The organism is Mycobacterium sp. (genome assembly GCF_032159565.1).
Lineage (GTDB): Bacteria > Actinomycetota > Actinomycetes > Mycobacteriales > Mycobacteriaceae > Mycobacterium.
Window position 1 is genome coordinate 1 of sequence record NZ_JAVHWR010000214.1, and the last position, 22,598, is coordinate 22,598.

The 22,598-nt window shown below is 67.4% G+C and carries 18 protein-coding genes and 1 pseudogene; 17 read left to right on the forward strand and 2 right to left on the reverse strand.

The annotated features are described in order from the left end of the window. The first annotated feature begins 292 nt into the window (after positions 1–292). From cobN to QOC76_RS29060, 7 genes are read left to right on the forward strand one after another with little or no spacing between them, the layout of a single operon-like run. A complete protein-coding gene (cobN, locus tag QOC76_RS29030; RefSeq protein WP_526363073.1) occupies positions 293–3,865 on the forward strand; it encodes a cobaltochelatase subunit CobN in 3,573 nt (1,190 codons plus the stop codon). A gap of 19 nt (positions 3,866–3,884) precedes the next feature. After that, entirely contained in the window at positions 3,885–4,268 is a 384-nt protein-coding gene (locus tag QOC76_RS29035) for a PPOX class F420-dependent oxidoreductase (protein WP_526363075.1), read from the forward strand. Positions 4,269–4,273: 5 nt separating this feature from the next. After that, the gene (locus QOC76_RS29040; protein WP_526363077.1) at positions 4,274–4,666 is read left to right on the forward strand and encodes a PPOX class F420-dependent oxidoreductase; all 393 of its coding nucleotides are present in this window, start codon (positions 4,274–4,276) and stop codon (positions 4,664–4,666) included. Positions 4,667–4,706: 40 nt separating this feature from the next. Then, positions 4,707–5,204, forward strand: coding sequence for an FxsA family protein (locus tag QOC76_RS29045; RefSeq protein ID WP_526363079.1), 498 nt, complete (start codon positions 4,707–4,709; stop codon positions 5,202–5,204). 1 nt (position 5,205) lies between these two features. Further along, a complete protein-coding gene (locus QOC76_RS29050) occupies positions 5,206–6,798 on the forward strand; it encodes an amidohydrolase (RefSeq protein WP_526363081.1) in 1,593 nt (530 codons plus the stop codon). Further along, positions 6,791–8,623 carry an apolipoprotein N-acyltransferase gene (gene lnt / locus QOC76_RS29055; RefSeq protein ID WP_526363083.1) on the forward strand — a complete coding sequence of 611 codons (1,833 nt, stop codon included), beginning with the start codon at positions 6,791–6,793 and terminating at the stop codon, positions 8,621–8,623. The genes QOC76_RS29050 and lnt overlap by 8 nt, the downstream gene beginning before the upstream one ends. Continuing rightward, positions 8,620–9,390 carry a polyprenol monophosphomannose synthase gene (locus tag QOC76_RS29060; protein ID WP_526363085.1) on the forward strand — a complete coding sequence of 257 codons (771 nt, stop codon included), beginning with the start codon at positions 8,620–8,622 and terminating at the stop codon, positions 9,388–9,390. The genes lnt and QOC76_RS29060 overlap by 4 nt, the downstream gene beginning before the upstream one ends. Positions 9,391–9,397: 7 nt before the next feature. Here QOC76_RS29060 and QOC76_RS29065 read toward each other — a convergent pair whose 3' ends face one another. After that, a complete protein-coding gene (locus tag QOC76_RS29065; protein WP_526363087.1) occupies positions 9,398–9,739 on the reverse strand; it encodes an RNA polymerase-binding protein RbpA in 342 nt (113 codons plus the stop codon). A gap of 130 nt (positions 9,740–9,869) precedes the next feature. Between QOC76_RS29065 and QOC76_RS29070 the strand changes: the two genes are divergently transcribed. The 7 genes and pseudogenes from QOC76_RS29070 (at position 9,870) to QOC76_RS29100 (ending at position 16,083) form a co-directional block, all read left to right on the forward strand. After that, complete coding sequence (locus QOC76_RS29070) at positions 9,870–10,202, forward strand: hypothetical protein (RefSeq protein WP_526363227.1); 333 nt, start codon at positions 9,870–9,872, stop codon at positions 10,200–10,202. Positions 10,203–10,214: 12 nt separating this feature from the next. Continuing rightward, a pseudogene (locus tag QOC76_RS29075) lies at positions 10,215–11,409 on the forward strand (alpha/beta hydrolase). Between the two features lie 93 nt (positions 11,410–11,502). Further along, positions 11,503–12,228: a hypothetical protein gene (locus tag QOC76_RS29080; RefSeq protein WP_526363089.1), complete on the forward strand. Its 726-nt coding sequence runs from the start codon at positions 11,503–11,505 to the stop codon at positions 12,226–12,228. A gap of 134 nt (positions 12,229–12,362) precedes the next feature. Continuing rightward, a complete protein-coding gene (locus tag QOC76_RS29085; RefSeq protein ID WP_526363091.1) occupies positions 12,363–13,163 on the forward strand; it encodes an ABC transporter permease in 801 nt (266 codons plus the stop codon). After that, complete coding sequence (locus tag QOC76_RS29090; protein ID WP_526363093.1) at positions 13,160–13,924, forward strand: ABC transporter ATP-binding protein; 765 nt, start codon at positions 13,160–13,162, stop codon at positions 13,922–13,924. The genes QOC76_RS29085 and QOC76_RS29090 overlap by 4 nt, the downstream gene beginning before the upstream one ends. A gap of 28 nt (positions 13,925–13,952) precedes the next feature. Next, positions 13,953–14,984 (forward strand): ABC transporter substrate-binding protein, encoded by a 1,032-nt coding sequence (locus QOC76_RS29095; protein ID WP_526363095.1) that lies wholly within the window; start codon positions 13,953–13,955, stop codon positions 14,982–14,984. A 7-nt stretch (positions 14,985–14,991) separates the two neighbouring features. Then, positions 14,992–16,083 (forward strand): LLM class flavin-dependent oxidoreductase, encoded by a 1,092-nt coding sequence (locus QOC76_RS29100; RefSeq protein ID WP_526363097.1) that lies wholly within the window; start codon positions 14,992–14,994, stop codon positions 16,081–16,083. Between the two features lie 7 nt (positions 16,084–16,090). On the opposite strand, the gene QOC76_RS29105 is transcribed toward QOC76_RS29100, so the two are convergent. Then, entirely contained in the window at positions 16,091–16,780 is a 690-nt protein-coding gene (locus QOC76_RS29105; RefSeq protein ID WP_526363099.1) for a hypothetical protein, read from the reverse strand. A 75-nt stretch (positions 16,781–16,855) separates the two neighbouring features. Here QOC76_RS29105 and QOC76_RS29110 point away from each other — a divergent pair, with 75 nt between their 5' ends. The 3 genes from QOC76_RS29110 (at position 16,856) to QOC76_RS29120 (ending at position 22,509) form a co-directional block, all read left to right on the forward strand. Continuing rightward, entirely contained in the window at positions 16,856–18,364 is a 1,509-nt protein-coding gene (locus tag QOC76_RS29110; RefSeq protein WP_526363101.1) for a carboxylesterase/lipase family protein, read from the forward strand. A 154-nt stretch (positions 18,365–18,518) separates the two neighbouring features. After that, complete coding sequence (locus QOC76_RS29115) at positions 18,519–20,537, forward strand: primary-amine oxidase (RefSeq protein ID WP_526363103.1); 2,019 nt, start codon at positions 18,519–18,521, stop codon at positions 20,535–20,537. Next, positions 20,524–22,509 carry a DUF7064 domain-containing protein gene (locus QOC76_RS29120; protein ID WP_526363105.1) on the forward strand — a complete coding sequence of 662 codons (1,986 nt, stop codon included), beginning with the start codon at positions 20,524–20,526 and terminating at the stop codon, positions 22,507–22,509. The genes QOC76_RS29115 and QOC76_RS29120 overlap by 14 nt, the downstream gene beginning before the upstream one ends. Positions 22,510–22,598 lie beyond the last annotated feature (89 nt).

A 22,598-nucleotide genomic window follows, 5' to 3' on the forward strand; every position in this document is an offset into this window, starting at 1 on the left:
GGCGCGCGACTGGATGGTCTCCAAGGGCTTCGTTAGTGCGTGAATGTGACCGTCGTCACACCGCTGGTCTGCGAGTTCCGTCAGGCACATGTCGATCATTAACCGCCGGTGTCGTCGTACGGTGCTCGCAGTTGCACGCGTGTGTAACAACGTACGGAAGGACCAACGATGTTCTCCTTGATCGTCTTCGGCGCTGTACTCCTCGCCCTTGCCGCCGCCACCGGCCTGCCCTACCCGCAGACCTGGCACGGCCGCTTCGGCGACTGACAGCCCACTGCGATAGGAATGGTGGGTGCCTGAGCCCACCATCCTGTTGCTGTCGACGTCTGACACGGACCTGATCGCCGCCCGTTCGAGTGGCGCGCGGTATCGGTGGGCCAACCCGTCGCGGCTCGTGGACGGTGAGCTGACCGAGCAGATGAACGGCGCGGATCTGGTCGTGGTGCGGATACTCGGTGGCTACCGATCCTGGCAGGACGGCATCGACACCGTGATCGGCAGCGGCGTGCCGACGGTGGTGGTCAGCGGTGAGCATGCTCCGGACGCCGAGCTGATGAGCCGCTCCACGGTTCCGGCTGGGGCGGCGGTGCAGGCTCACATCTATCTCGCTCAGGGCGGCATGGAGAATCTCCGCCAGCTGCACGCATTTCTGTGCGACACCGTGCTGATGACCGGCTTCGGGTTCGCGCCGCCCGCGATCATCCCGAACTGGGGTGTGCTCGAACGCGCGTCGACCAATGGTGACGGCCCGACGATCGCCGTGCTCTTCTACCGGGCTCAGCAGCTGGCGGGCAACACCGGCTACGTCCAAGCGCTTTGCGATGCGATCGAAGACGCCGGCGGGCGCGCGCTGCCCGTCTACTGCGCCTCGTTGCGTACCGCCGAAGGCGACATGCTCGACTTGCTGAAATCGGCCGACGCCATGGTGACCACCGTGCTGGCCGCAGGCGGAGCGGTTCCGGCCACCGTGTCGGCAGGCGGCAACGACGACACCTGGAACGTGGCACACCTTGCCGCACTGGATATCCCGATACTGCAGGGCCTGTGCTTGACCAGCTCGCGGTCACAATGGCACGACAACGACGACGGTCTCAGCCCGCTCGACGTCGCGACGCAGGTGGCGGTGCCGGAGTTCGACGGACGGATCATCACCGTCCCGTTCTCGTTCAAGGAAATCGACGACGAGGGCCTGATCTCCTACGTCGCCGATCCCGAACGCTGTGCCCGCGTGGCAGGCCTCGCTGTGCGGCACGCACGACTGCGGGCCGTCGCACCGAAGGACAAGCGCGTGGCGGTCGTGTTCTCCGCGTATCCGACCAAACATGCCCGCATCGGTAACGCGGTCGGGCTCGACACCCCGGCCAGCGCGGTCGCCCTGCTGCGGGCCATGCGCGAGGCCGGCTACGACATCGGCGACATCCCCGGTGTCGACGCACAGGACGGCGACGCGCTGATCCACGCGCTGATCGAACGCGGCGGCCAGGATCCGGACTGGCTCACCGAAGGCCAGCTGGCCGGTAACCCGATCCGGCTGTCCGCCAAGGATTACCGGGCCTGGTTCGGCACCTTGCCCGCAGAGCTCACCGATCCGATCGAGAAGCACTGGGGCCCCGCTCCCGGTAACCTGTTCGTCGACCGCACGCAGGACCCGGACGGCGAGATCGTCATCGCCGCGATGCAGGCGGGCAACGTCGTGCTGATAGTGCAGCCACCGCGGGGCTTCGGCGAGAACCCCGTCGCCATCTACCACGACCCGGACCTGCCGCCGAGCCATCATTACCTGGCGGCGTACCACTGGCTGAACCAAGGTTTCGGCGCCGACGCGGTCGTCCACCTCGGCAAGCACGGCAACCTCGAGTGGCTGCCCGGCAAGACGCTCGGCATGTCCGCGGCGTGCGGCGCCGACGCGGCACTGGGCAACCTGCCGCTGATCTATCCGTTCCTCGTCAACGACCCGGGCGAGGGCACTCAGGCCAAGCGGCGCGCACACGCCACACTCGTCGACCACCTCATCCCGCCGATGGCCCGCGCCGAAAGCTACGGGGACATCGCGCGTTTGGAGCAGTTGCTCGACGAGCATGCCAACATCGCCGCACTCGACCCGGGCAAGCTGCCGGCAATCCGCCAGCAGATCTGGACGCTGATGCGCGCCGCCGAGATGGACCACGACCTGGGTCTGGCCGAGCGGCCGGAGGACGACTCGTTCGACGACATGCTGTTGCATGTCGACGGCTGGCTGTGCGAGATCAAGGACGTCCAGATCCGCGACGGTCTGCACGTGCTGGGTCAGGCGCCGACCGACGCACCCCAGCTCGACCTCGTCCTCGCCATACTGCGGGCCCGCCAGCTGTTCGGCGGCGACAAGACGGTGCCCGGCCTGCGACAGGCGCTCGGCCTGGCCGAGGACGGCAGCGACGACCGCGCAGCCGTCGACGAGGCCGAAAACCGTGCTCGCACAATGCTTTCCGATATGCAACGGGCTGGCTGGGAGCCCGCGGTCGCCGACCGACTGACCGACAACGGTGACGTCGCAGCGATACTGCGGTTCGCGGCGACCGAAGTCGTTCCGCGGCTCGCGGGCACGGCGGGGGAGATCGACGAGATCCTGCGCGCTCTCGACGGCCGATTCATCGCCGCGGGTCCGTCGGGTTCACCACTGCGGGGTCTGGTCAATGTGCTGCCCACCGGACGCAACTTCTACTCCGTCGACCCAAAGGCAGTGCCGTCACGACTGGCGTGGGAGACCGGCACCGCGATGGCCGACTCGCTGCTGGAGCGGTACCGCAAGGACCACGGCAACTGGCCGCGGTCGGTCGGCCTCTCGGTCTGGGGCACGTCGGCGATGCGCACGTCGGGCGACGACATCGCCGAAGTGCTTGCGCTGCTGGGGGTCCGGCCGGTATGGGACGACGCGTCGCGGCGCGTCGTCGACCTCGAGCCGATCACACTCGCCGAACTCGGCAGGCCCCGCATCGACGTCACCGTGCGGATCTCCGGCTTCTTCCGGGACGCCTTCCCGCACGTGGTCACCATGCTCGACGACGCGGTCGCGATCGTTGCCAGTCTCGACGAGCCCGCCGAGCAGAACTACGTCCGCGCGCACGCGGACGCCGACATCGCCGAGCATGGCGACCGACGGCGCGCCACTACAAGGGTTTTCGGCTCGAAGCCGGGCAGCTACGGCGCCGGCCTCCTGCAACTGATCGACAGCCGCAACTGGCGGGACGATGCGGATCTCGCGCAGGTGTACACGGCATGGGGCGGTTTCGCCTACGGCCGCGGGCTCGACGGAGCACCCGCCGCCGATGACATGAACCGGCAGTACCGCCGAATCACGGTGGCCGCCAAGAACACCGACACCCGCGAACACGACATCGCCGACTCCGACGACTACTTCCAGTACCACGGCGGTATGATCGCCACCGTCCGCGCACTGACCGGCACGGCGCCCGTCGCCTACATCGGCGACAACACCCGCCCCGACGCCGTCCGCACCCGCACCCTGTCGGAGGAGACCACCCGCGTGTTCCGGGCCAGGGTCGTCAACCCGCGGTGGATGACGGCGATGCGCAGGCACGGGTACAAGGGGGCATTCGAGATGGCCGCCACCGTCGACTATCTGTTCGGCTACGACGCGACCGCGGGCGTGATGGCCGATTGGATGTACGAACGGCTCACGCAGGCATATGTCCTCGACGAGGAGAACCGCAAGTTCATGGCCGAGTCGAACCCGTGGGCGCTGCACGGCATGGCCGAGCGACTGCTGGAAGCGGCCGATCGTGGCATGTGGGCGCAGCCCGACGCCGACACGATCGACGCGCTGCGTGCGGCGCTGCTGGAAGCCGAGGGCGACCTCGAAGGCTAGTTCCCGCTACGTTGAGCATGTGCCTGTCACCTTTGCCGACGTCGCGAAGAACGAATACATCCTGCTGACCACGTTCACCAAGGACGGCCGCCCCAAGCCGACCGCCATCTGGGCGGCGCCCAGCGGCGACGGCCTGGTCGTGATCACCCAGGAGAAGTCGTGGAAGGTCAAGCGCATCCGCAACACCTCGCGGGTGACCATCGCCGAGTGTGACCGGAGCGGCAACCCGAAGGGCGAGGCCGTCGAGGCCGTCGCCACGATCCTCGACAAGTCCGCGAACGGTGCCACTTACGACGCCATCGGCAAGCGGTACGGCCTGCTCGGAAAGACCTTCAACTTGTTCTCCAAGCTGCGCGGCGGCATGAAGAACAACGTTTCGATCGAGCTGAAAGCGGTGAATTGACTCTCATGGCCGCCATCTTCAAAGACGTCTACGACGAGAAATACCTGCTGCTCACCACCTTCACCAAGGACGGAACACCCAAGCCGACAACGGTGTGGGGAGTTCTCGAGGGTGACAAGCTGCTGATCATCACCGACGACGGCTCGTGGAAGACGAAACGCATCAACAACACGCCGCGGGTGACCATCCAGAAGGCCGGTGCGCTCGGCAAGCCGAAGGGCGAGCCCGTCGAGGCCGTGGCGCGAAATCTGCCCCCGTCGCAGACCCGCCAGGTGTTCGAGAAAGTCACCAAGCGCTACTGGTGGCACGCATGGTGGTGGGTGCCGCAGGCGCTCTTCCGCGGCGGCATCGACAAGGTGCACCGCGCGATCGAGGTCACCGCGCCCGCGCCCGTCTAGGTTCTCGGAACCTGGCCGCCTTTCGAACCGTTGGCACACTATGGCGATGCGTCTGTTCCTGATCTACTTGGTCGTCGAACTGGGGGTCGTTGTGGCCCTGGTCTCGACGATCGGGTTCGGCTGGACCGTGTTGGCGCTGTTGGGCACGTCGGTTCTCGGCTTCGTGCTCGCCGGTTCCCAGGTCAAACGCCACATCCAGCGTCTGCGGTCGGGCTTGACCACACCGCAGGGCGCGGTCACCGACAGCGCGATGGTCGCGCTGGGCACCGTGCTGGTTTTCTTGCCCGGCCTGGTCACCACCGCGGCCGGCCTGCTGCTGCTGATGCCGCCGACCCGCGCCGTCGCCCGCCCTGTGCTGACGGCCATGGCCGCCCGCCGCATGCCGCTGATCACGGTCGCGTCCCGCACGCGAGGAGGACCAGATCCATGGGCCGCCGCGGCGAGCCGGCCAGAAGCGGGGCGCGGCGACTACATCGACGGTGAAGTGATCGACGTCGTCGATGTCGAGCCTCCGGTGTTGCCCCGCCAGCCAGACTGACTTGACGACGCTGCTTCGTCGCGGCCGGATTCACAGTCCGGCCATGCCGGACGCCACCGCGATGGCCGTCCGCGATGGCGCCGTGGTGTGGCTGGGCAGCGACGGCGTCGGTCTCGCCCAGTTCCCGGACGCCGAGGTCGTCGATTTGGACGGCGGGTTCGTCGCGCCAGCTTTCGTCGACAGCCACGTACATGTCACCGCGACCGGTCTCATGCTCACCGGCCTCGATCTGCGCCATGCCACATCGGCACGGCACTGCCTGCAGCTCGTCGCCGAGTACACCCGGGCCCATCCCGACGGACCCATCTGGGGCCACGGCTGGGACGAGTCGGGCTGGCCGGAGGCGACTCCGATGAGCACCGACGACCTGGACGCGGTCGTCGGCGACCGGCCTGCCTATCTGGCCCGCGTCGACGTCCATTCGGCGGCGGGGTCCACGGCGCTGCGCCGGCTGGCGCCGGGTCTGTCGGCGGCGCAGGGCTTCGACGCGCAACGTCCGCTGACCGCTGCCGCCCACCACCTGGTCCGGGGCGCCGCTCGTGACCGGCTGACCCCCGATCAACGTGCCCGCGCCCGCACCGCCGCCCTCGACCTCGCCGCCGCCAACGGCATCGTCGCCGTCCACGAATGCGCAGGTCCCGACATCGGTGGTCTCGACGACTGGCATGAACTGCGCGGCACCCAGCACGGCGTCGAGGTCGTCGGCTACTGGGGCGAAGCGGTCACCGACCGCCGTCAGGCCGAGGCCCTGATGGACGCGACCGGCGCGCGGGGGTTGGCGGGCGACCTGTTCGTCGACGGCGCCCTGGGATCTCGGACGGCCTGGCTGCACGAGGCGTACACCGATGCGCCGGACCGCTGCGGAAACACCTACCTCGATTCGGAGGCCATCGCCGCGCACCTGCACGCCTGCACCGAAGCCGGTATCCCGGCGGGCTTCCACGTGATCGGAGACGCCGCGGTCGGCGCCGTCGTCGGTGCTGTGCAGCAGGTGGTCGACCGACTCGGCGCGCAGGCCGTCGCGCGCTGCGGGCACCGGCTCGAACACCTCGAAATGGTCACACCCGAGCAGGCGGCGCGGCTAGGCGCGTGGGGGGTCATCGCAAGCGTGCAACCCAACTTCGACGCGCTGTGGGGCGGCGACGACGGAATGTATGCGCAGCGTCTCGGCGTGGACCGGGCTTTGCGGCTCAACCCGCTCGCGCTGTTAGCATCCCAAGGCGTGCCACTCGCCTTCGGCTCCGATTCGCCGGTAACCGGCATGAATCCCTGGGTCACCGTCCGTGCGGCGGCCAGGCACAAGACGCAAGCCAGCGCGATATCGGTGCGTGCGGCGTTCTCGGCCGCGACCAGGGGCGCGTGGCGCGCGGCCGGCGTGCGCGACGGCATCACCGGCACGCTCGTTCCCGGCGCAGCCGCCTCGTACGCGGTGTGGCAGGTCGACGAGTTGGAGGTCAGCGCCCCCGACAACGCAGTGCAACGCTGGTCCACCGACCCGCGTTCGCGAGTGCCCGCGCTGCCCCGTCTCGGCGTCGACGACCTGCTGCCGCGATGCCGTCAGACCGTGCACCGAGGTGCGGTGATCCATGGTTAAGCGGACGCCACACCGGCGATGGGGCCGCGCCGAGGACGACACCGACTCGTTCCCGGTTTTCGACTACGAACGCGCCGACGAGGGCGACGGCGACGGCGAGGCCACGTCCGCCGACACGACAGCCGACGAGCCGGCCGCAAAACGCGAGGTGCCCGCATGGGTCCAGCGGTTCGGCACGGCCTTGGTGGCCCGGCTCTCGCACATCAGCGCCGCGCTCGTCGGCGGGCTGCTGCTCTGCTTGAGCTTCCCGCCGTTCGGCTGGTGGTACACCGCGATCGTCGCGTTCGCACTGCTGGCCTGGGTGCTGACCAGGGACACCACCAAGCTCGTCGGCGGATTCGGCTACGGCTTCCTTTTCGGGGCGGCCTTCTACATACCGCTGTTGCCGTGGACCGGCGCGATGGTCGGGCTCCTGCCATGGCTGGTGCTCTCGCTCGTGCAGGCCGTGTTCCCTGCTTTGTTCGGCCTCTGCGCTGTCGCGGTACGCAGGCTGACCGCGTGGCCGATCTGGTTCGCCGGCCTTTGGGCACTCGCCGAGTGGGCGAAGTCGACGGTGCCGTTCGGCGGATTCCCCTGGGGCGTGGTCGGTTTCGGCCAGACAGACAGTCCGCTGTTGTCGCTGGCGCAAATCGGTGGGGCGCCGCTGGTGTCGTTTGCGGTGACGTTGCTCGGCTTCGCGCTCGCCGCTCTGGCCTTCGAGATCTTCGACTGGTGGCGCGGCGGCGAAGAGGGCAAGCCCGCGGACTCGGCGCCGCCCTCGGTGGTCCTGCCCGGCGCCTGCATCTGTCTCGTGCTGATCGCCACCGCAGCGATCTCGCCCGCCGTCAGGCATTCCGGCGCGGGGGCCGCCGACGAACCGTCTGTCAACGTGGCGGTCGTGCAGGGCAATGTGCCGCAGCTCGGGCTGGACTTCAACGCGCAGCGCCGTGCGGTGCTCGACAACCACGTGCGGGAGACGATGAGGCTCGCCGATGACGTGCGGGCGGGCCGTGCGCCGCAGCCGTTGTTCGTCATCTGGCCGGAGAACTCGTCGGATATCGACCCGTTGGCCAACCAGGACGCCGCCGACCAGATCGGGGTCGCCGTGGAGGCCATCAAGGCGCCGATCCTTGTCGGTGGAGTGCTCAAAGGTGCGGGCTACACCCCGGACAACCCGGTCTCGACCAACTCGATCATCGTCTGGAATCCCGGCACCGGTCCCGGCGACCGGCACGACAAGCAGATCGTCCAGCCGTTCGGCGAATACCTGCCATGGCGCAGCTTCTTCAAGCACTTCTCGCCGTATGCCGATCGTGCGGGTTACTTCGCACCCGGCAGCGGGAACGGCGTCGTGCAGGCGGCCGGCGTGCCGATCGGCGTATCGACCTGCTGGGAGGTCATCTTCGACCGCTCGCCGCGGGAGTCGGTGCTCAGCGGCGCCCAGGTGTTGACGGTTCCGTCCAACAACGCCACGTTCAACGAATCGATGAGTGTTCAGCAGCTTGCGTTCGCCAGGCTGCGGGCGGTTGAGCACAACCGCTTCGTCATCGTGGCCGGCACTACGGGCATCAGCGCCGTCGTCGCGCCAGACGGCCGTGTGCTGGCTCGCACCGGATGGTTCGAACCCGCCTATCTCGACATGGCGATCCGGCTGAAGACCCAGCTCACACCGGCAACCCGATTCGGCCCGCTGGTCCAGGGGCTGTTGGTCGCCGTCGGGATCGGAGCCCTGATCGCCGCGATACTGCACAATGAGAGGTTCGTGCGCAGCCGCCGCCGGGTGAAGAACGCCGGCGGTCAAGACACGCCGCCCGATGACGGGGGCACCGAAAGAGGAACCACATGAGCGGCCCAGGGCCAGCAGAACGCCCGAGTCAGCGCACTCTGGTCATCATCCCGACCTACAACGAGCGGGAGAACCTGGCGTTGATCGCCGGCCGGGTGCACACCGCCCTGCCCGACGTGCACATCCTCGTCGTCGACGACGGCAGCCCGGACGGCACCGGCGAGCTGGCCGACGAACTGGCGCTCGCCGACCCCGATCGGGTCCACGTCATGCACCGCAAGAGCAAGAACGGGCTCGGCGCGGCCTACCTGGCCGGCTTCGCGTGGGGGCTGAGCCGCGAGTATTCGGTCCTGGTCGAGATGGATGCCGACGGCAGCCACGCGCCCGAGGAACTGCACCGGCTGCTCGACGCCATCGACGGCGGCGGCGCGGACCTGGCGATCGGGTCGCGCTATGTCCCAGGCGGCGCCATCCGGAACTGGCCGCGTCGCCGGTTCGCCCTCTCCAAGACCGCCAACACGTACGCCAGGGTCTTACTCGGCGTCGGCGTGCGCGACATCACCGCGGGCTACCGGGCCTATCGGCGTGAGGTGCTGGAAAAGATCGACCTCGCCGCCGTCGACTCGAAGGGGTACTGCTTCCAGATCGACCTCACCTGGCGCGCCATCAACAACGGATTCGTCGTGGTAGAAGTGCCGATCACCTTCTCCGAGCGCGAGCTGGGGCAGTCGAAGATGAGCGGATCCAACATCCGCGAAGCGATGCTCAAGGTCGCAGAGTGGGGTGTGCGCGGGCGCCTGGATCGCGCCCGCGGCGTGATGCGTTAGTCGCTGGTCAGCTGCTGCCGCGACGCCGGGTCTTGATGATGTCGAGGCGCTCCTTGAGCAGCTCTTCGAGCTCATCGACGGAACGGCGCTCCAGCAGCATGTCCCAGTGGGTACGCGGCGGCTTGACCTTCTTGGGCTCCGGCACGTCACCCTCGATCAAGGTGCCTTCCATGCCGTTGCGGCACAGCCAATTGCCGGGGATTTCGGCGTCGTCTGCGAAGGGGACGTCGAACTCCTCGCCGTTATCGGTGCGGTAGCGCGCGACCTGACGCGGCGCCAGGTCGTGGTTGCGGTCGGTCTCGTAGCTCACGGCTCCGAGGCGACTGCCTCTCAACACCCGATCAGCCATTCGTCAACACTCCTCAAATCAATCAGTCCGGGTAAACAACGCAGCACACTTACTACGAGTTCCCGACTCAGCCGCAAATGATACCGGGATATGCGTCTTTCCCCGTCTACAGTCGGGATCCGTGGAGACTTTGACCCGAACCCGCCGACGTCCCGCATCATGCCGGTGGTGTGGTCGCGAAGTGGCCGACGCGGGTCTCGGCAGGCGCCGTCAGTACTGCAGGCAGTCGTGTCGGCAGCGCGCCTACGAGCAGCGGGCGCAGGTCAGGGGCACCTCGCTGGCCCCGGATTCGGTGGTGCTGACCGCCGAAGAGGCCTCCGAGCTGTCCGACCGTGTCTATCAGGTGAGATGCGCTGCAGAGGACGTCTCCACCGCGATCGAAGAAGGCGCGCACCCTACGGAACTGCGTGAACTGTGTGACGCTCTGATGCGCGCCGCCAGGGCGGCCGACGGCTGGCGATAGGCGGGACCCGCCGTGTGGCGCTTCGACCGTTTCGTGCTCGACACGCAGCGCTACGAACTGCGTCACGGTGACGAGGTCGTCCGCGTCGAGCCGCAGGTGTTCGACGTCCTGACGCAACTGGTCATCAACCGCGAACGCTGCGTCACCAAAGAGGAGTTGTTCGACGCGGTGTGGGGCGGCCGATTCGTCGGCGAGGCGGCGTTGACGAGCCGGATCAAGGCGGCTCGACGGGCGCTGGGCGACGACGGCGAATCGCAGCGCTTCATCAGGACGGTGCGCGGTCGCGGGTACCAATTCGTCGCCACGGTGCTCGACGACACACCGCCGACGCCGCAGGAACCCGAAGCGCAGGCCGAGCCGCCGCCTCCGCGACAGCACATCGCGTTCTGTCGCGGGGCCGACGGGGTGCGGCTGGCCTACGCGGTGGCGGGGGAGGGCCCGCCGCTGGTAGCGCGCAGCCAACTGGATGACACATCTCGGCTACGACATCGAGAGCCCGGTATGGCGGCACTGGGTTCGCGATCTCTCGCGACGGCACACCTTTATTCGGTACGACGAACGAGGTTGTGGTCTATCGGACTGGAGCGCAACGGATTTCAGCTTCGGCGATTGGGTCAGCGATCTGGAGTCCGTTGTCGATTCACTGGGACTGGAGCACTTTCCGCTGCTGGGTGTGTCCCAGGGCGGCGCGGTCGCCGTCGCCTACGCAGCCAGGCATCCCGACCGTGTCAGCAAGCTGGTGCTGTGCAGCTCCTACGCTCGTGGCCGCGGCACCCGAGCGGTCAACGAGGAGGAGAAGCGGGCAGCGGCACTGGACCTCGATCTCGCGCGCGTGAGCTGGGGCCGCGACGACCCGGCCTTCCGGCAGGTGTTCGCTGCGCAGTTCCTGCCCGACGGCACCAGGGCGGACTGGGCGGCCTTCGACCAGTTGCAGCGGCGCACCACCTCGCCGGAGAACGCGGTGCGGTTCCTCGAGGAGTTCGGGCGTATCGATGTGCGCGACGAGGCGGGTCTGGTTTCCTGCCCCACATTGATCCTGCACTCGTGCGACGATCACCGGCAGCCGCTGCGCGTCGCCGAGGAACTCGCCGCGCTGATCCCCGATTCTCATCTGGTCGCCCTCAACAGCAACAACCATCTGTTGACTGCAAACGAGCCGGGATGGCAGGTGTTTCTCGACAAAGTGGAGAGCTTCCTGGCGGAGTGAGCCCGGCACGGTCGCCTGCGGGCGCCTCGGATCTCCACGCAATCTCCATGCATTCTTCATGTGCGGTCGCTGTGAGCGATTCATCCTGGTCACATGAAAAAGCATCTCCGCATCCTGCTACTGGGTGTCATCGCGCTTCTCGCGCTCGGCTCCCTGTCCGCTTGCTCGAGCGGCACGAAAGAAGCGACCGAGTCCACTGAAGCCTCCAAGGCCTCCGCAAGTTCCGCCACACCCGCTCCCGCCACGGCAGCCCCGTTCCCGCAGTCGGCGAAGTACATTGCCGACATCAAGGCGGCCGACGGCAAGCCAATGGTCATCGGCATAGCCGTCGATGGCACCCAGATTGCCGCGTACGCCTGCAACGGCACCGACGACGAGGCCTGGTTCTTCGGCGATCAGAAGGACGGCAAGATCGACATCACGTCCCGCTTCAAGGACACCCTCAAGGCCGAGTTCGACGGCAAGGACGTGGTCGGCGACCTGACCATGAACGGCGTGGCCTTCAAGTTCAGCGCACTCGCCGTTCCGGCGCCTGCAGGCATGTACACCGCCGACTTCGACGGTGTGCGCGCATCGTGGGTGGTCCGTCTCGACGGCACTGCGACCGGCGTGCAGTTCAACGGCGGCATCAGCGGCCGCGACTTCGAGCAGGCCGAGTTGCAGCAGCTGAACGAGCTGCAGTTCCGCAACAGCGTGCGTAACAAGCGTCAGCTGCAGCAGGCCCAGCAGATCACCCTGCTGGCGAACAAGTCAGCCAGGTCGACCATCAACGGCCACGAGGTGACGCCGGTGATCGTCGACGGTGACTTCCGGTTGTGACCACAACCACATAGCGCGTAAGGAAACGGCCGTGCCGGAGTGAGTGTTTCGATACCTACTCCGGCAGGGTCGTTTATTTCACGCAGAATTCAAACCTTCACCGTCGCTCGCGTGCGCCGTAGCGTCGAAGCACCGTGACGACACCAACCGAGCTGGCGCCTGCCCGCACCGCCCCGGCGCGCCGAAGCGACCGCAGATGGACGGTCATCCGATGGGCCTCGCCGGTGGCCTTGCTTGCGCTGTGGCAGTTGGGAAGCGCGATCGGACTCATCGCACAGGATGTGCTGCCCGCGCCGTCGCTGATCCTCGGGGCCGGCGTCGAAGTCGTCGAGAACGGACAACTCGGCGACGCCCTGCGGGTCTCCGGCATTCGGGTGGTCGAAGGGCTGCTGCTCGGCGGGTTCCTCGGGGTCGCCCTCGGTATCGCGGTCGGCCTTTCGCGGTGGTTCGAGGCCGCCGTCGACCCACCGATGCAGATGGTGCGTGCGCTGCCGCACCTCGGCCTGATTCCGCTCTTCATCCTGTGGTTCGGCATCGGCGAGCTTCCGAAGGTGCTCCTGGTAGCACTGGGTGTGAGCGTCCCTCTCTATCTGAACACCTTCTCGGCGATTCGTCAGGTCGACCCGAAGCTCTTCGAAACCGCTCAGGTGCTTGGCTTCTCGTTCTGGCAGCGGCTCCGGATCATCATTGTCCCCAGTTCCGCGCCCCAGGTGCTCGTCGGTTTGCGGCAGTCGCTCGCGATTGCATGGCTGACGTTGATCGTCGCCGAGCAGATCAACGCGGACAAGGGCATCGGATTCATGATCAACAACGCCCGGGACTTCCTGCGCATCGACATCATCATCTTCGGCCTGACCGTGTACGCACTGCTCGGAATCGGCACCGACGCCATCGTCCGCGCGCTGGAACGACGAGCCCTGAGGTATCGCACATGACCGTTCTGACCGACAAGCACACCTCGCTGGCAGGCGAATTGCGGGGTATCGACAAGTGGTACGGCGAACATCGCGTCCTGACCGACGTCACCGTGGCGGTCAACAGCGGCGAGATCGTCGCGCTGATCGGTCGCAGCGGTTCGGGAAAGTCGACCGTGCTTCGGGTGTTCGCCGGCCTTTCCGACGACCACACCGGCGAGCGCACCGTGACGGGATCACCCGCGCTGGCCTTCCAGGAGCCACGGCTCTTCCCGTGGCGAGACGTGCGCACCAATGTGGTGTACGGCCTCAACCACCGCGCATGCGAGGAGCACATGGGTCGGAGCAAGCTCCGCCGGGACGAGGCCCGGTCGCGAGCCGACCGGGCGTTGGCCGACGTCGGCCTGGCCGATCGCGCGACCGTCTGGCCGTCGACGCTGTCAGGCGGTCAGGCGCAACGGGTTTCGCTTGCGCGTGCGCTCGTCGCCGAACCTGATCTGCTGCTGCTCGACGAGCCGTTCGGCGCTCTGGACGCGCTGACCCGGCTGACGATGCGCGGTCTGCTTCTCGACCTGTGGCGTGCCCACCGGTTCGGTGTGCTGCTGGTGACTCATGACGTCGACGAGGCCGTCGCGCTCGCCGACCGGGTGCTCGTCCTGAACGACGGGCGGGTGGTGTACACGCTGTCGATCGACCAGCCGCGCCCGCCCGCGGGGGAGGCGACCGCCGAATCCGAGCGCTACCGCATCGATCTTCTGGACAAGCTCGGCGTCCGTATCTAACGGAAATCGCTGAAGGAAGGGATCTTTCATGTTCGTATCACGGCGGCCACTGGCATTCCGTGTTGCCGTTTTCGCCATCTTCGTCGGACTGCTCGGCGCCTGCGTCTCCCGCGAGGACAGCTCGGGCGCCAAGGAGGCGCCTGCGACGGTCCCGCTGTCGGAATTGTCGGGCCTGACACTGCAGGTGGGCGACCAGAAGGGCGGCACCGAGTCGCTGCTGCGCGCTGCAGGGGCACTCGACGACCTGCCGTACAAGGTCGCGTTCTCGACGTTCACGTCGGGCCCTCCGCAGATCGAGGCCGCGACGGCGGGCAAGATCGACTTCGCGATCACCGGCAACACGCCGCCGATCTTCGGCGCGGCCTCCAACGCGAAGGTCAAGGTGGTTTCCGCGTACGACGGAAGCGGCCGAGGCGACCGGATCCTGGTGCACGCCGATTCACCGATTCGCGCCGTGTCCGACCTGCGCGGCAAGCGGATTGCGGTCGGCAAGGGCAGCTCCGCGCACGGCAACGTGCTGGCTCAGCTGCATCGCGCGGGGCTTTCGCCCTCGGACGTCGGCCTGGTGTTCCTGCAACCCGCCGACGCCCTCGGCGCATTCACCCAGCGCCAGGTCGACGCATGGGCGATCTGGGATCCCTACACGGCGCAGGCCGAGGCCGACATCCCGGTGCGCAGCATCGCGGAGGCAACAGACGTCACCAACGGTGCCGGCTTCGGCATCGCGTCCGACGACGCGCTGGCCGACCCGAAACGCAACACTGCGCTCAACGATCTGCTGGTGCGGTACGCCAAGGCGGTGCGCTGGGCCAAGGACAATCCCGACCAATGGGCCAGGGACTACGCCGCGGCGGTAGGTCTCGATCCGAAGGTCGCCGCAACGTCGCAAGCGCGCAGCCTGCGATTGCCGGCAGCGCTGTCCGACCAATTGGTGGGCTCCGAGCAGCAATTGGCCGACCTCTTCGCCGAATCGAAGCAGATCGCTGATGCGCCGAAGTTCGCCAACTGGGTGGACCGCCGCTATAGCGACGCGCTTACTCCCCTTCTGATCAACCGCTAGGAGCGACATGCCGGCGAAATTCTTCTGGTTCCTGCCCACCAGCGGCGACAGCCGTTCGATCGTCGGTGCCTCGCACGCGTCGTCGAACCACATCGTGCCCGACACCTATCGACGGCCAAGCCGCCGCTATTTGGCGGAGGTCGCACGCGCGGCCGACCGACTCGGCTACGAAGGTGTGCTGACACCGACCGGCACGTGGTGCGAGGACGCCTGGTTGACGGCGGCCGCACTGCTGTCGGAGACCGAGCGGCTGAAGTTCTTGGTCGCCTTCCGGCCGGGCCTGGTGCCGCCGACGCTTGCCGCGCAACAGACAGCCACCCTGCAGCGGTTCTCCGAGGGCCGAGTTCTGCTGAACATCGTCACCGGCGGAGATGACCTCGAGCAGCGCCGCTTCGGCGACTGGCTCAGCCACGACGAGCGCTATGCCCGCACAGGGGAGTTCCTCCACATCGTCAACTCGGTCTGGCACGAGGACTCGGTGAACTTCAACGGCGATTACTACACCGTCGAGGACGCCCGGGTGTCGGCACCGCCGAACCCGTTGCCGCAGATCTACTTCGGCGGTTCGTCAGCCGCTGCCCTTCCCATCGCCGCTCAATACGTCGATGTCTACCTCACCTGGGGTGAGCCGCCGGAGGCGGCCGCCGCCAAGATCGAGAAGGTCCGCGAACTCGCGGCGGCAAGGGGCCGCAGCGTGCGCTTCGGGATTCGGCTGCACACGATCAGCCGTGACACGTCTGCAGCGGCGTGGGCGGTCGCCGATGAACTGCTCGCTGAGCTATCGCCCGAACAGATCGCCAAACAGACTCAGCTGCACGCCAAATCGCAATCCGAGGGCCAACGCCGGATGACGGCGCTGCACGGCGGACGGGTCGATCAGCTCGAGATATACCCGAACCTGTGGGCCGGTGTCGGGTTGGTCCGCGGCGGGGCGGGCACCGCCTTGGTCGGCAGCCATGAGGAAGTCGCCAGCCTGATCTATGAATACCACTCGGTCGGATTCGACGAGTTCATTTTGTCGGGCTACCCGCACCTGGAAGAGGCGTACTGGTTCGCCGAGGGCGTGCTGCCCCTGCTGCGTCAGAAGGGCGTCGCCTGAAACGGGTTCAGCAGCTGTACTTCTCGCCGATCCCCGCAGGCGGCGTCACCTTCTGGAGGCATCCGAAGGCGACGATGCCCGCGTCGCTGAACCGGGCGGCCGACTGGTTGGCGTAGTTGACGCAGTACAGCCCGGCCGGGTCTGACCGGCACCGATAGTCGCCGAAGGCGAGCGCCGATCCGTAGGGCAGTTCCGGGCCGGTGCCGTTGCCGAACCGGCCGGGATCGCCGTGCGTCGAACCTATTTCGATGCTGGGGCCGGCGAAGTCGACCCAGCCGCCCTTCCATTGGCCGTACACGTCGGGCGGCTGAAGCGGCGGAATCGTGAGGTCCACCAGGCACGCCAGCGCGCCGCCGAAGTTCTTCGAGTCGGTCATGCACTGCGTTTTGCCCGACGGTGTGGTGAACGCGACGTCGTCACCGAGTTGCGTCGCGGCACCGTCCCTGGTGGCGGTGTGAAACCGGCTCACGTCGGCCGGGGTCCCCGATTCGATGAACATGATCGCGTCGGCGACGTCGGCACCCGGTTCCGGCGGCTTGACCGGGGGCGTCGGCGTCGAGGTGGTGGTGCGCGGCGGTGACGTTGTCGTCCTTGTCGGGGCCGACACGGAGGGCTCGGTCCGCTTGGCATCTCCGCCAACTCCCTGGGAACAGCCCCCGACCAGCACAGACGCCGCGATCAGCACAGCAATCCGCATACCGGCCAGGTTAGCGGGCCGACAACCGAATACCGGCAAGGCGCGGCCCGCGAGTTCGTTCGATACGGTCGATTCATGCACGAACACGTCGTCCGCGCAACGACCGGCTCCGGGACCGTCGAGGGCTTCACCCGCGACGGCGTGCACCGGTGGCGTTCGATTCCGTTCGCCCAGCCGCCGACGGGTCCGCTGCGATTCAAGGCGCCGCGGCCGGTGCAGCCGTGGCCGGGTGTGCGCTACTGCCACGGGTTCGGCCACTGCGCTCCACAGCAGCGCATGTACACGGCGCTGGGTGTCGGCAGGTATCAGTCGATGGGGGAGGACTGCCTGACGCTGAACGTCACCACGCCCAAGCGGCGACGTGACGAACCGATGCCCGTCATGGTGTTCATCCACGGCGGCGGCTATATCCTCGGCAGCTCCGCAACGCCGATCTACGACGGTGCGGCGCTGGCCCGTAAGGGTTGCGTCTACGTCTCGGTGAACTACCGGGTGGGGGCGCTCGGCTGCCTCGACCTCTCGTCGCTGTCGACCGGGGACGTGACCATCGACGACAACCTGTTCCTGCGCGACCTCGTCCTGGCGCTGCGATGGGTGCGCGACAACGTCGCGGCGTTCGGCGGGGACCCGGACAACGTGACGATCTTCGGCGAAAGCGCGGGCGCACAGGCGGTAGCGACATTGCTCGCGGTGCCGGCGGCGAAAGGCCTTTTCGCGCATGCCATCTCGGAGAGCCCGGCCAGCGGCATGGTGGGGACTTCCGATGTCAGGGCGCAATACGCCGAGCAGTTCGCCTCGCTGCTCGGGGTGACCAAACAGGACGCGGCACAGGCGTTGATGGCGGCCAGGCCCGCCAAGCTGGTGAACACCCTCGACGAGCTGATCAAGGATGCGCAGTCGGGCATGCTCGGCGCGTTCGCGGTCGGCCCGACCAGCGGCACCGACTACCTGCCGCTCGACCCGGTCGAGGCGATGCGGACCGGGACGGTGCACCCCGTGCCGCTCATCATCGGGAGCAATGCTCACGAGGGCAGGCTGTTCACCCGATGGCTCAAGCTGCTGCCGACGAACGAGTCGATGATCGAGGCTCTGCTCTGCGGCCTCGAACCCGAACAGCGCGAACGTATAACCTCGGCCTACCCCGGCTATCCGGACGAGGCCGCCTGCATTCGGCTGGGCGGTGACTTCGCCTTCGGCACGGCGGCGTGGCAGATCGCCGAGGCGCACAGTATTCACGCGCCGACCTATCGGTACCGCTACGACTACGCACCGCGCACGTTGCACTGGTCGGGGCTGGGCGCGACGCACGCGACGGAGCTGTTCGCCGTCTTCGACGTGTACCGCACGCGGTTCGGCTCGTTGCTCACCGCGGCCGCCGACGGTCGGTCGGCACGGCGGGTGAGCGACGACGTGCAGACACGATGGCGTGAGTTCAGCCGCACCGGCGTGCCCGGTGACGACTGGCCGGCCTATACGCGCGCCGACCGTGCGGTGATGGTGTTCGATCGCCGGTCTCACGTCGTGCACGACCCGCACGGCAACCGTCGCGAGGCGTGGGCGGGCTTCACGTTGGCGTCGCGCTAGTAACCCTGGGCTGCGTGCTCCGCCGCGGCGGAAGCCACAGCGATCGACGTTTCGCAGAAAAACTGCGAGAAGCCCTCTGCGGAACGTTGATCGGCGGGACTCAAAGGGAGCCGAACCTCCTGCGCGGGATCGCCTCATGTGATTGCGTGTTCGGGTGAGCCACCCATTGGATCCGCTGTCAGCCGACGAGTTCACGGCGGTGGCGGCGATCCTGAGGCGCGAGCACGGGGTGGGAGCCGGGGTGCCGGCGACATCGGACACCGGAGCCGGGGTGCCGGCGACATCGGGCACCGGAGCCGGGGTGCCGGCGACATCCGAGTTGGGCTGGCGGATCGCTTCCATCGAACTCGTCGAACCGACGAAGACAGAGCTGGCGGACTTCGACGGCGGGGGTGCGAGCCCGCCTCGCCGCGCCGAGGTGATCTGCCTGCAGCGCGCCACCAACGCCACCTACAAGGGCGTGGTGTCGCTCGACGACGACACCGTCGAATCGTTCGACCACATCCCCGGCGTGCAGGCCAACTTCACCGTCGACGAGTTCCTCGAGTGCGACGAGCTGGTCCGCAAGCATCCCGAGTTCATCGCGGCACTGGAGAAGCGCGGCATCACGGACACGGACCTGGTGTTCGTCGACACCTGGACCTACGGCGACGCCGTCGCACCTCCGGAGTACCGCGATCGGCGCCTCGGCTGGTCGGACACCTGGCGCAAGGACGGTCCGGGGCAGAGTCCCTACGCCCACCCGGTCAGCGGGCTGCACTGCGTCATCGACGTCAACACCATGCAAGTGCTGCGGGTCGAGGACAACGGCGGGGTCGACGAACCGAACGTGATGGGCGAGTACGTGCCCAAGCACATCCCGGAGCGCATCCGCTCCGCGTCGCGACGTGAGCCGCTCAAGCCGCTGCACCTCACGCAGCCCGAAGGGGTTTCCTTCACCCTCGACGGCAATCTGCTGCAGTGGCAGAACTGGTCGTTGCGGGTCGGGTTCAACCACCGCGAAGGCATGACCCTGCACACCATCGGCTACCGCGACGGGGACCGGACCCGTTCGGTGGCACACCGGATCTCACTGGCCGAGATGATCGTGCCCTACCGCGACTCATCCGAGGATCACTACCGGCGCACCGCATTCGACATCGGCGAGTGGGGCCTCGGCTTCATGACGACCTCGCTCGAGCTGGGCTGCGATTGTCTCGGCGAAATCCGCTATCTGGACGCGGTGCTGCACAACAGCACGGGCGAGCCCTACACCATCACCAACGCCATCTGTATCCACGAGGAAGACAACGCCGTGCTGTGGAAGCACGTCGACCACGACGCCGGCGCCGAGGTGCGGCGGATGCGCAGGCTGACGATCTCGTTCCACGTCACCGTCGCCAACTACGAATACCTCGCCTACTGGCGGCTCTACCAGGATGGCAACATCGAATGCGAGATCCGCGCCACCGGCATCATGGTGACCACACCGGTGGCGCAAGGACAGCCGCATCCGAACGGAACGCTCGTCGACGAACGCACGTATGCACCGTTCCATCAACACTTTCTGGTGGCCCGGCTCGACATGGACGTCGACGGCGGCGACAACACGGTCTTCATGTCGGAGTCGTATGCCGAGCCGATGGGGTCCGACAATCCATACGGACTCTCCGTTGTGCTGCGCAGCGTCCCGCTGAAAACGGAGAGCGAGGGCAAGCAAGACGTCAACTTCGCGACGCAGCGGTCGTGGAAAGTGGTCAACACCAACGTCGTCAACGGTCTGGGCACGCATCCGTCGTACAAGCTGGTGCCCAGTGGCGCGATACCGATGATGTTCGATACCGCCTCCCCGGTGTTCCAGCGCGCCACCGTCATCGGACACACCTTGTGGGTGACCCCGAACAGTCCCGGTGAGCGCTGGCCGGCAGGCGAATTCGTCAACCAGTCGTCGAAGGACACCGGGCTCGCCGAATGGACCAAGGCGGACCGCAACATCGAGAACACCGACGTCGTGCTCTGGTACGTGTTCGGCATCCACCACATCACCCGACCTGAGGACTGGCCGGTGATGCCGGCCGACGTGGTGTCCTTCTGGCTCAAGCCGTACGGCTTCTTCGACCGCAACCCGGCGCTCGACGTCGTCGGCACACCGCCGGACACCTGCCACACGGAGAGCACAAGTGCCGGTCACTGACATCGAGGGGCCAGACGAGCTGACCGCGGAGTGGCTGACGGCTGCGCTGGCTGCGGGCACAGTCGAACGTTTCGTCACCGAGCGGATCGGCACCGGCCAGATGAGCGAATGCTACCGCGTCGCACTGACTTACGCGCAGGGGCAGACCGGTCCGGGATCCGTCGTGCTCAAGGTCGCGGCAACCGATCCGGCGAGCAGGCAGACTGGTCTTGCGCTGGGGCTCTACGAACGTGAGGTGCGGTTCTACACCGACATCGCACCGCGCATCGGTGGTCCCGTCGCGCCGTGCTACAGCTCGGGCTTCGACGACCAGACGGGTGTGTTTCACCTTCTGCTCGGCGATGCCGCTCCGGCGGTCGTCGGCGACGAGATTCGCGGTGCCACAGTGGAACAGGCGATGCTGGCGATGGCCCAGCTGGGCCGGCTGCACGCGCCGTTGCTAGGTCAGACGGCGATGGCCGACGTGCAATGGCTGAACCGCGAGGGACCGATGAACCAGGCACTCATCGCGCAGCTGTATGCGGGATTCGCTGAACGCTATGCGGATCGCATCGAGCCGGCGCATCGCGACGTGTGCGAGAAGCTGGTCGCCTGCTTCGACGCGTACCTCGCTGGAGAGTCGGCGGCCGACCGGATGCACGGGCTGGTGCACGGCGACTACCGGCTCGACAACATGCTTTTCGGACAGCAGGGCGCCGAACGGCCGCTCACCGTCGTCGACTGGCAGACCGTGACCTGGGGCCCCGCGATGATCGACGTCGCTTATTTTCTCGGCTGCGCACTACCCGACGACATCCGCCGAGACAACTACGACGCGCTGCTGCGCACCTACCACGATGCGCTGGGCCCGGAGCCCGAACTCAGCCTGGAGGATGTTCGCGACGGCGTTCGCGGCCAAAGTTTCTTCGGGGTGATGATGGCGATCGTCTCCTCGATGCTCGTCGAGCGCACCGAGCGTGGCGACGAGATGTTCATGACCATGTTGCGCAGGCACAGTCAGCATGTGCTCGACAACGACGCGCTGGCGACGCTGCCCGCTCCCGCGGCGCCCGAAGCGCTGCAGCCCTGCGCCGACGACGAGGGCGTGCATCAACCCGGCGACGAGCCACTGTGGAGCGAGAGCTGGTACGCCGACTTCGTCGACGAAGGGCAGGGCATCGGCGGCTGGTTCCGGTTGGGCCTGACCCCCAACCAACAGACGGCATGGGTGAACGCGCTGCTGTGCGGTCCCGATATTCCGACCGTCGCCGTGAACGACTTCCACCTGGCGCCGCCCGACGATCCCGGTGTCGTCGGCACCGACGCCGTCGAGTTCACGCAGGCGGCCACCGACCCGTTGCGGCGCTATCGCGTCAGCCTGCGCGGTCGCGGCCAGGCGTATGGCGACCCGTCCGCACTGCTGCGAGGGGAGTCGGGGCGCCCGGTTGAGCTGTCGATGGATCTGTGTTGGACGACGGCGGGCACCCCGTACCTCTACCGCCTGACACCCAGATACGAGATCCCGTGCACGGTGTCGGGCACCGTCGCCTTCGACGGCAGGACGGTCGAGGTGCATGCGGTACCGGGACAGCGCGACCATTCGTGGGGAGTGCGCGACTGGTGGGGCATGGACTGGGTGTGGAGCGCTCTGCACCTGCGCGACGGAACTCATCTGCACGGTGTCGATCTGCGGATCCCCGGCGCACCGCCGCTGGGCGTCGGCTACATCCAGCCGTCTGAAGGGGCACTGATCGAGCTGCTAGCGGTTACGGCCCGGGAAACGTTCGGCGACAACGATTTACCCTTGACCACCGAACTCACCTTCAGGCCCGGCGATGTCACCGCCACCGTGCAGATCAAGGGTCACGCCCCGGCTCTGCTCACCGCGACCGACGGCCGGGTCAGCCACTTCCCCCGCGCGTGGGCGTCGGTCGCCACCGCGGACGGTCGGACCGGCGTCGGTTGGCTGGAGTGGAACCGCAACGTGCGATGACGGCGAGGCCCCCAGCGAGGGGAGTCTGCGCGGCGACACGACGCAATTGTGACATTCCGCGGTCGCTCGCGAACCGATGAATCGACCAT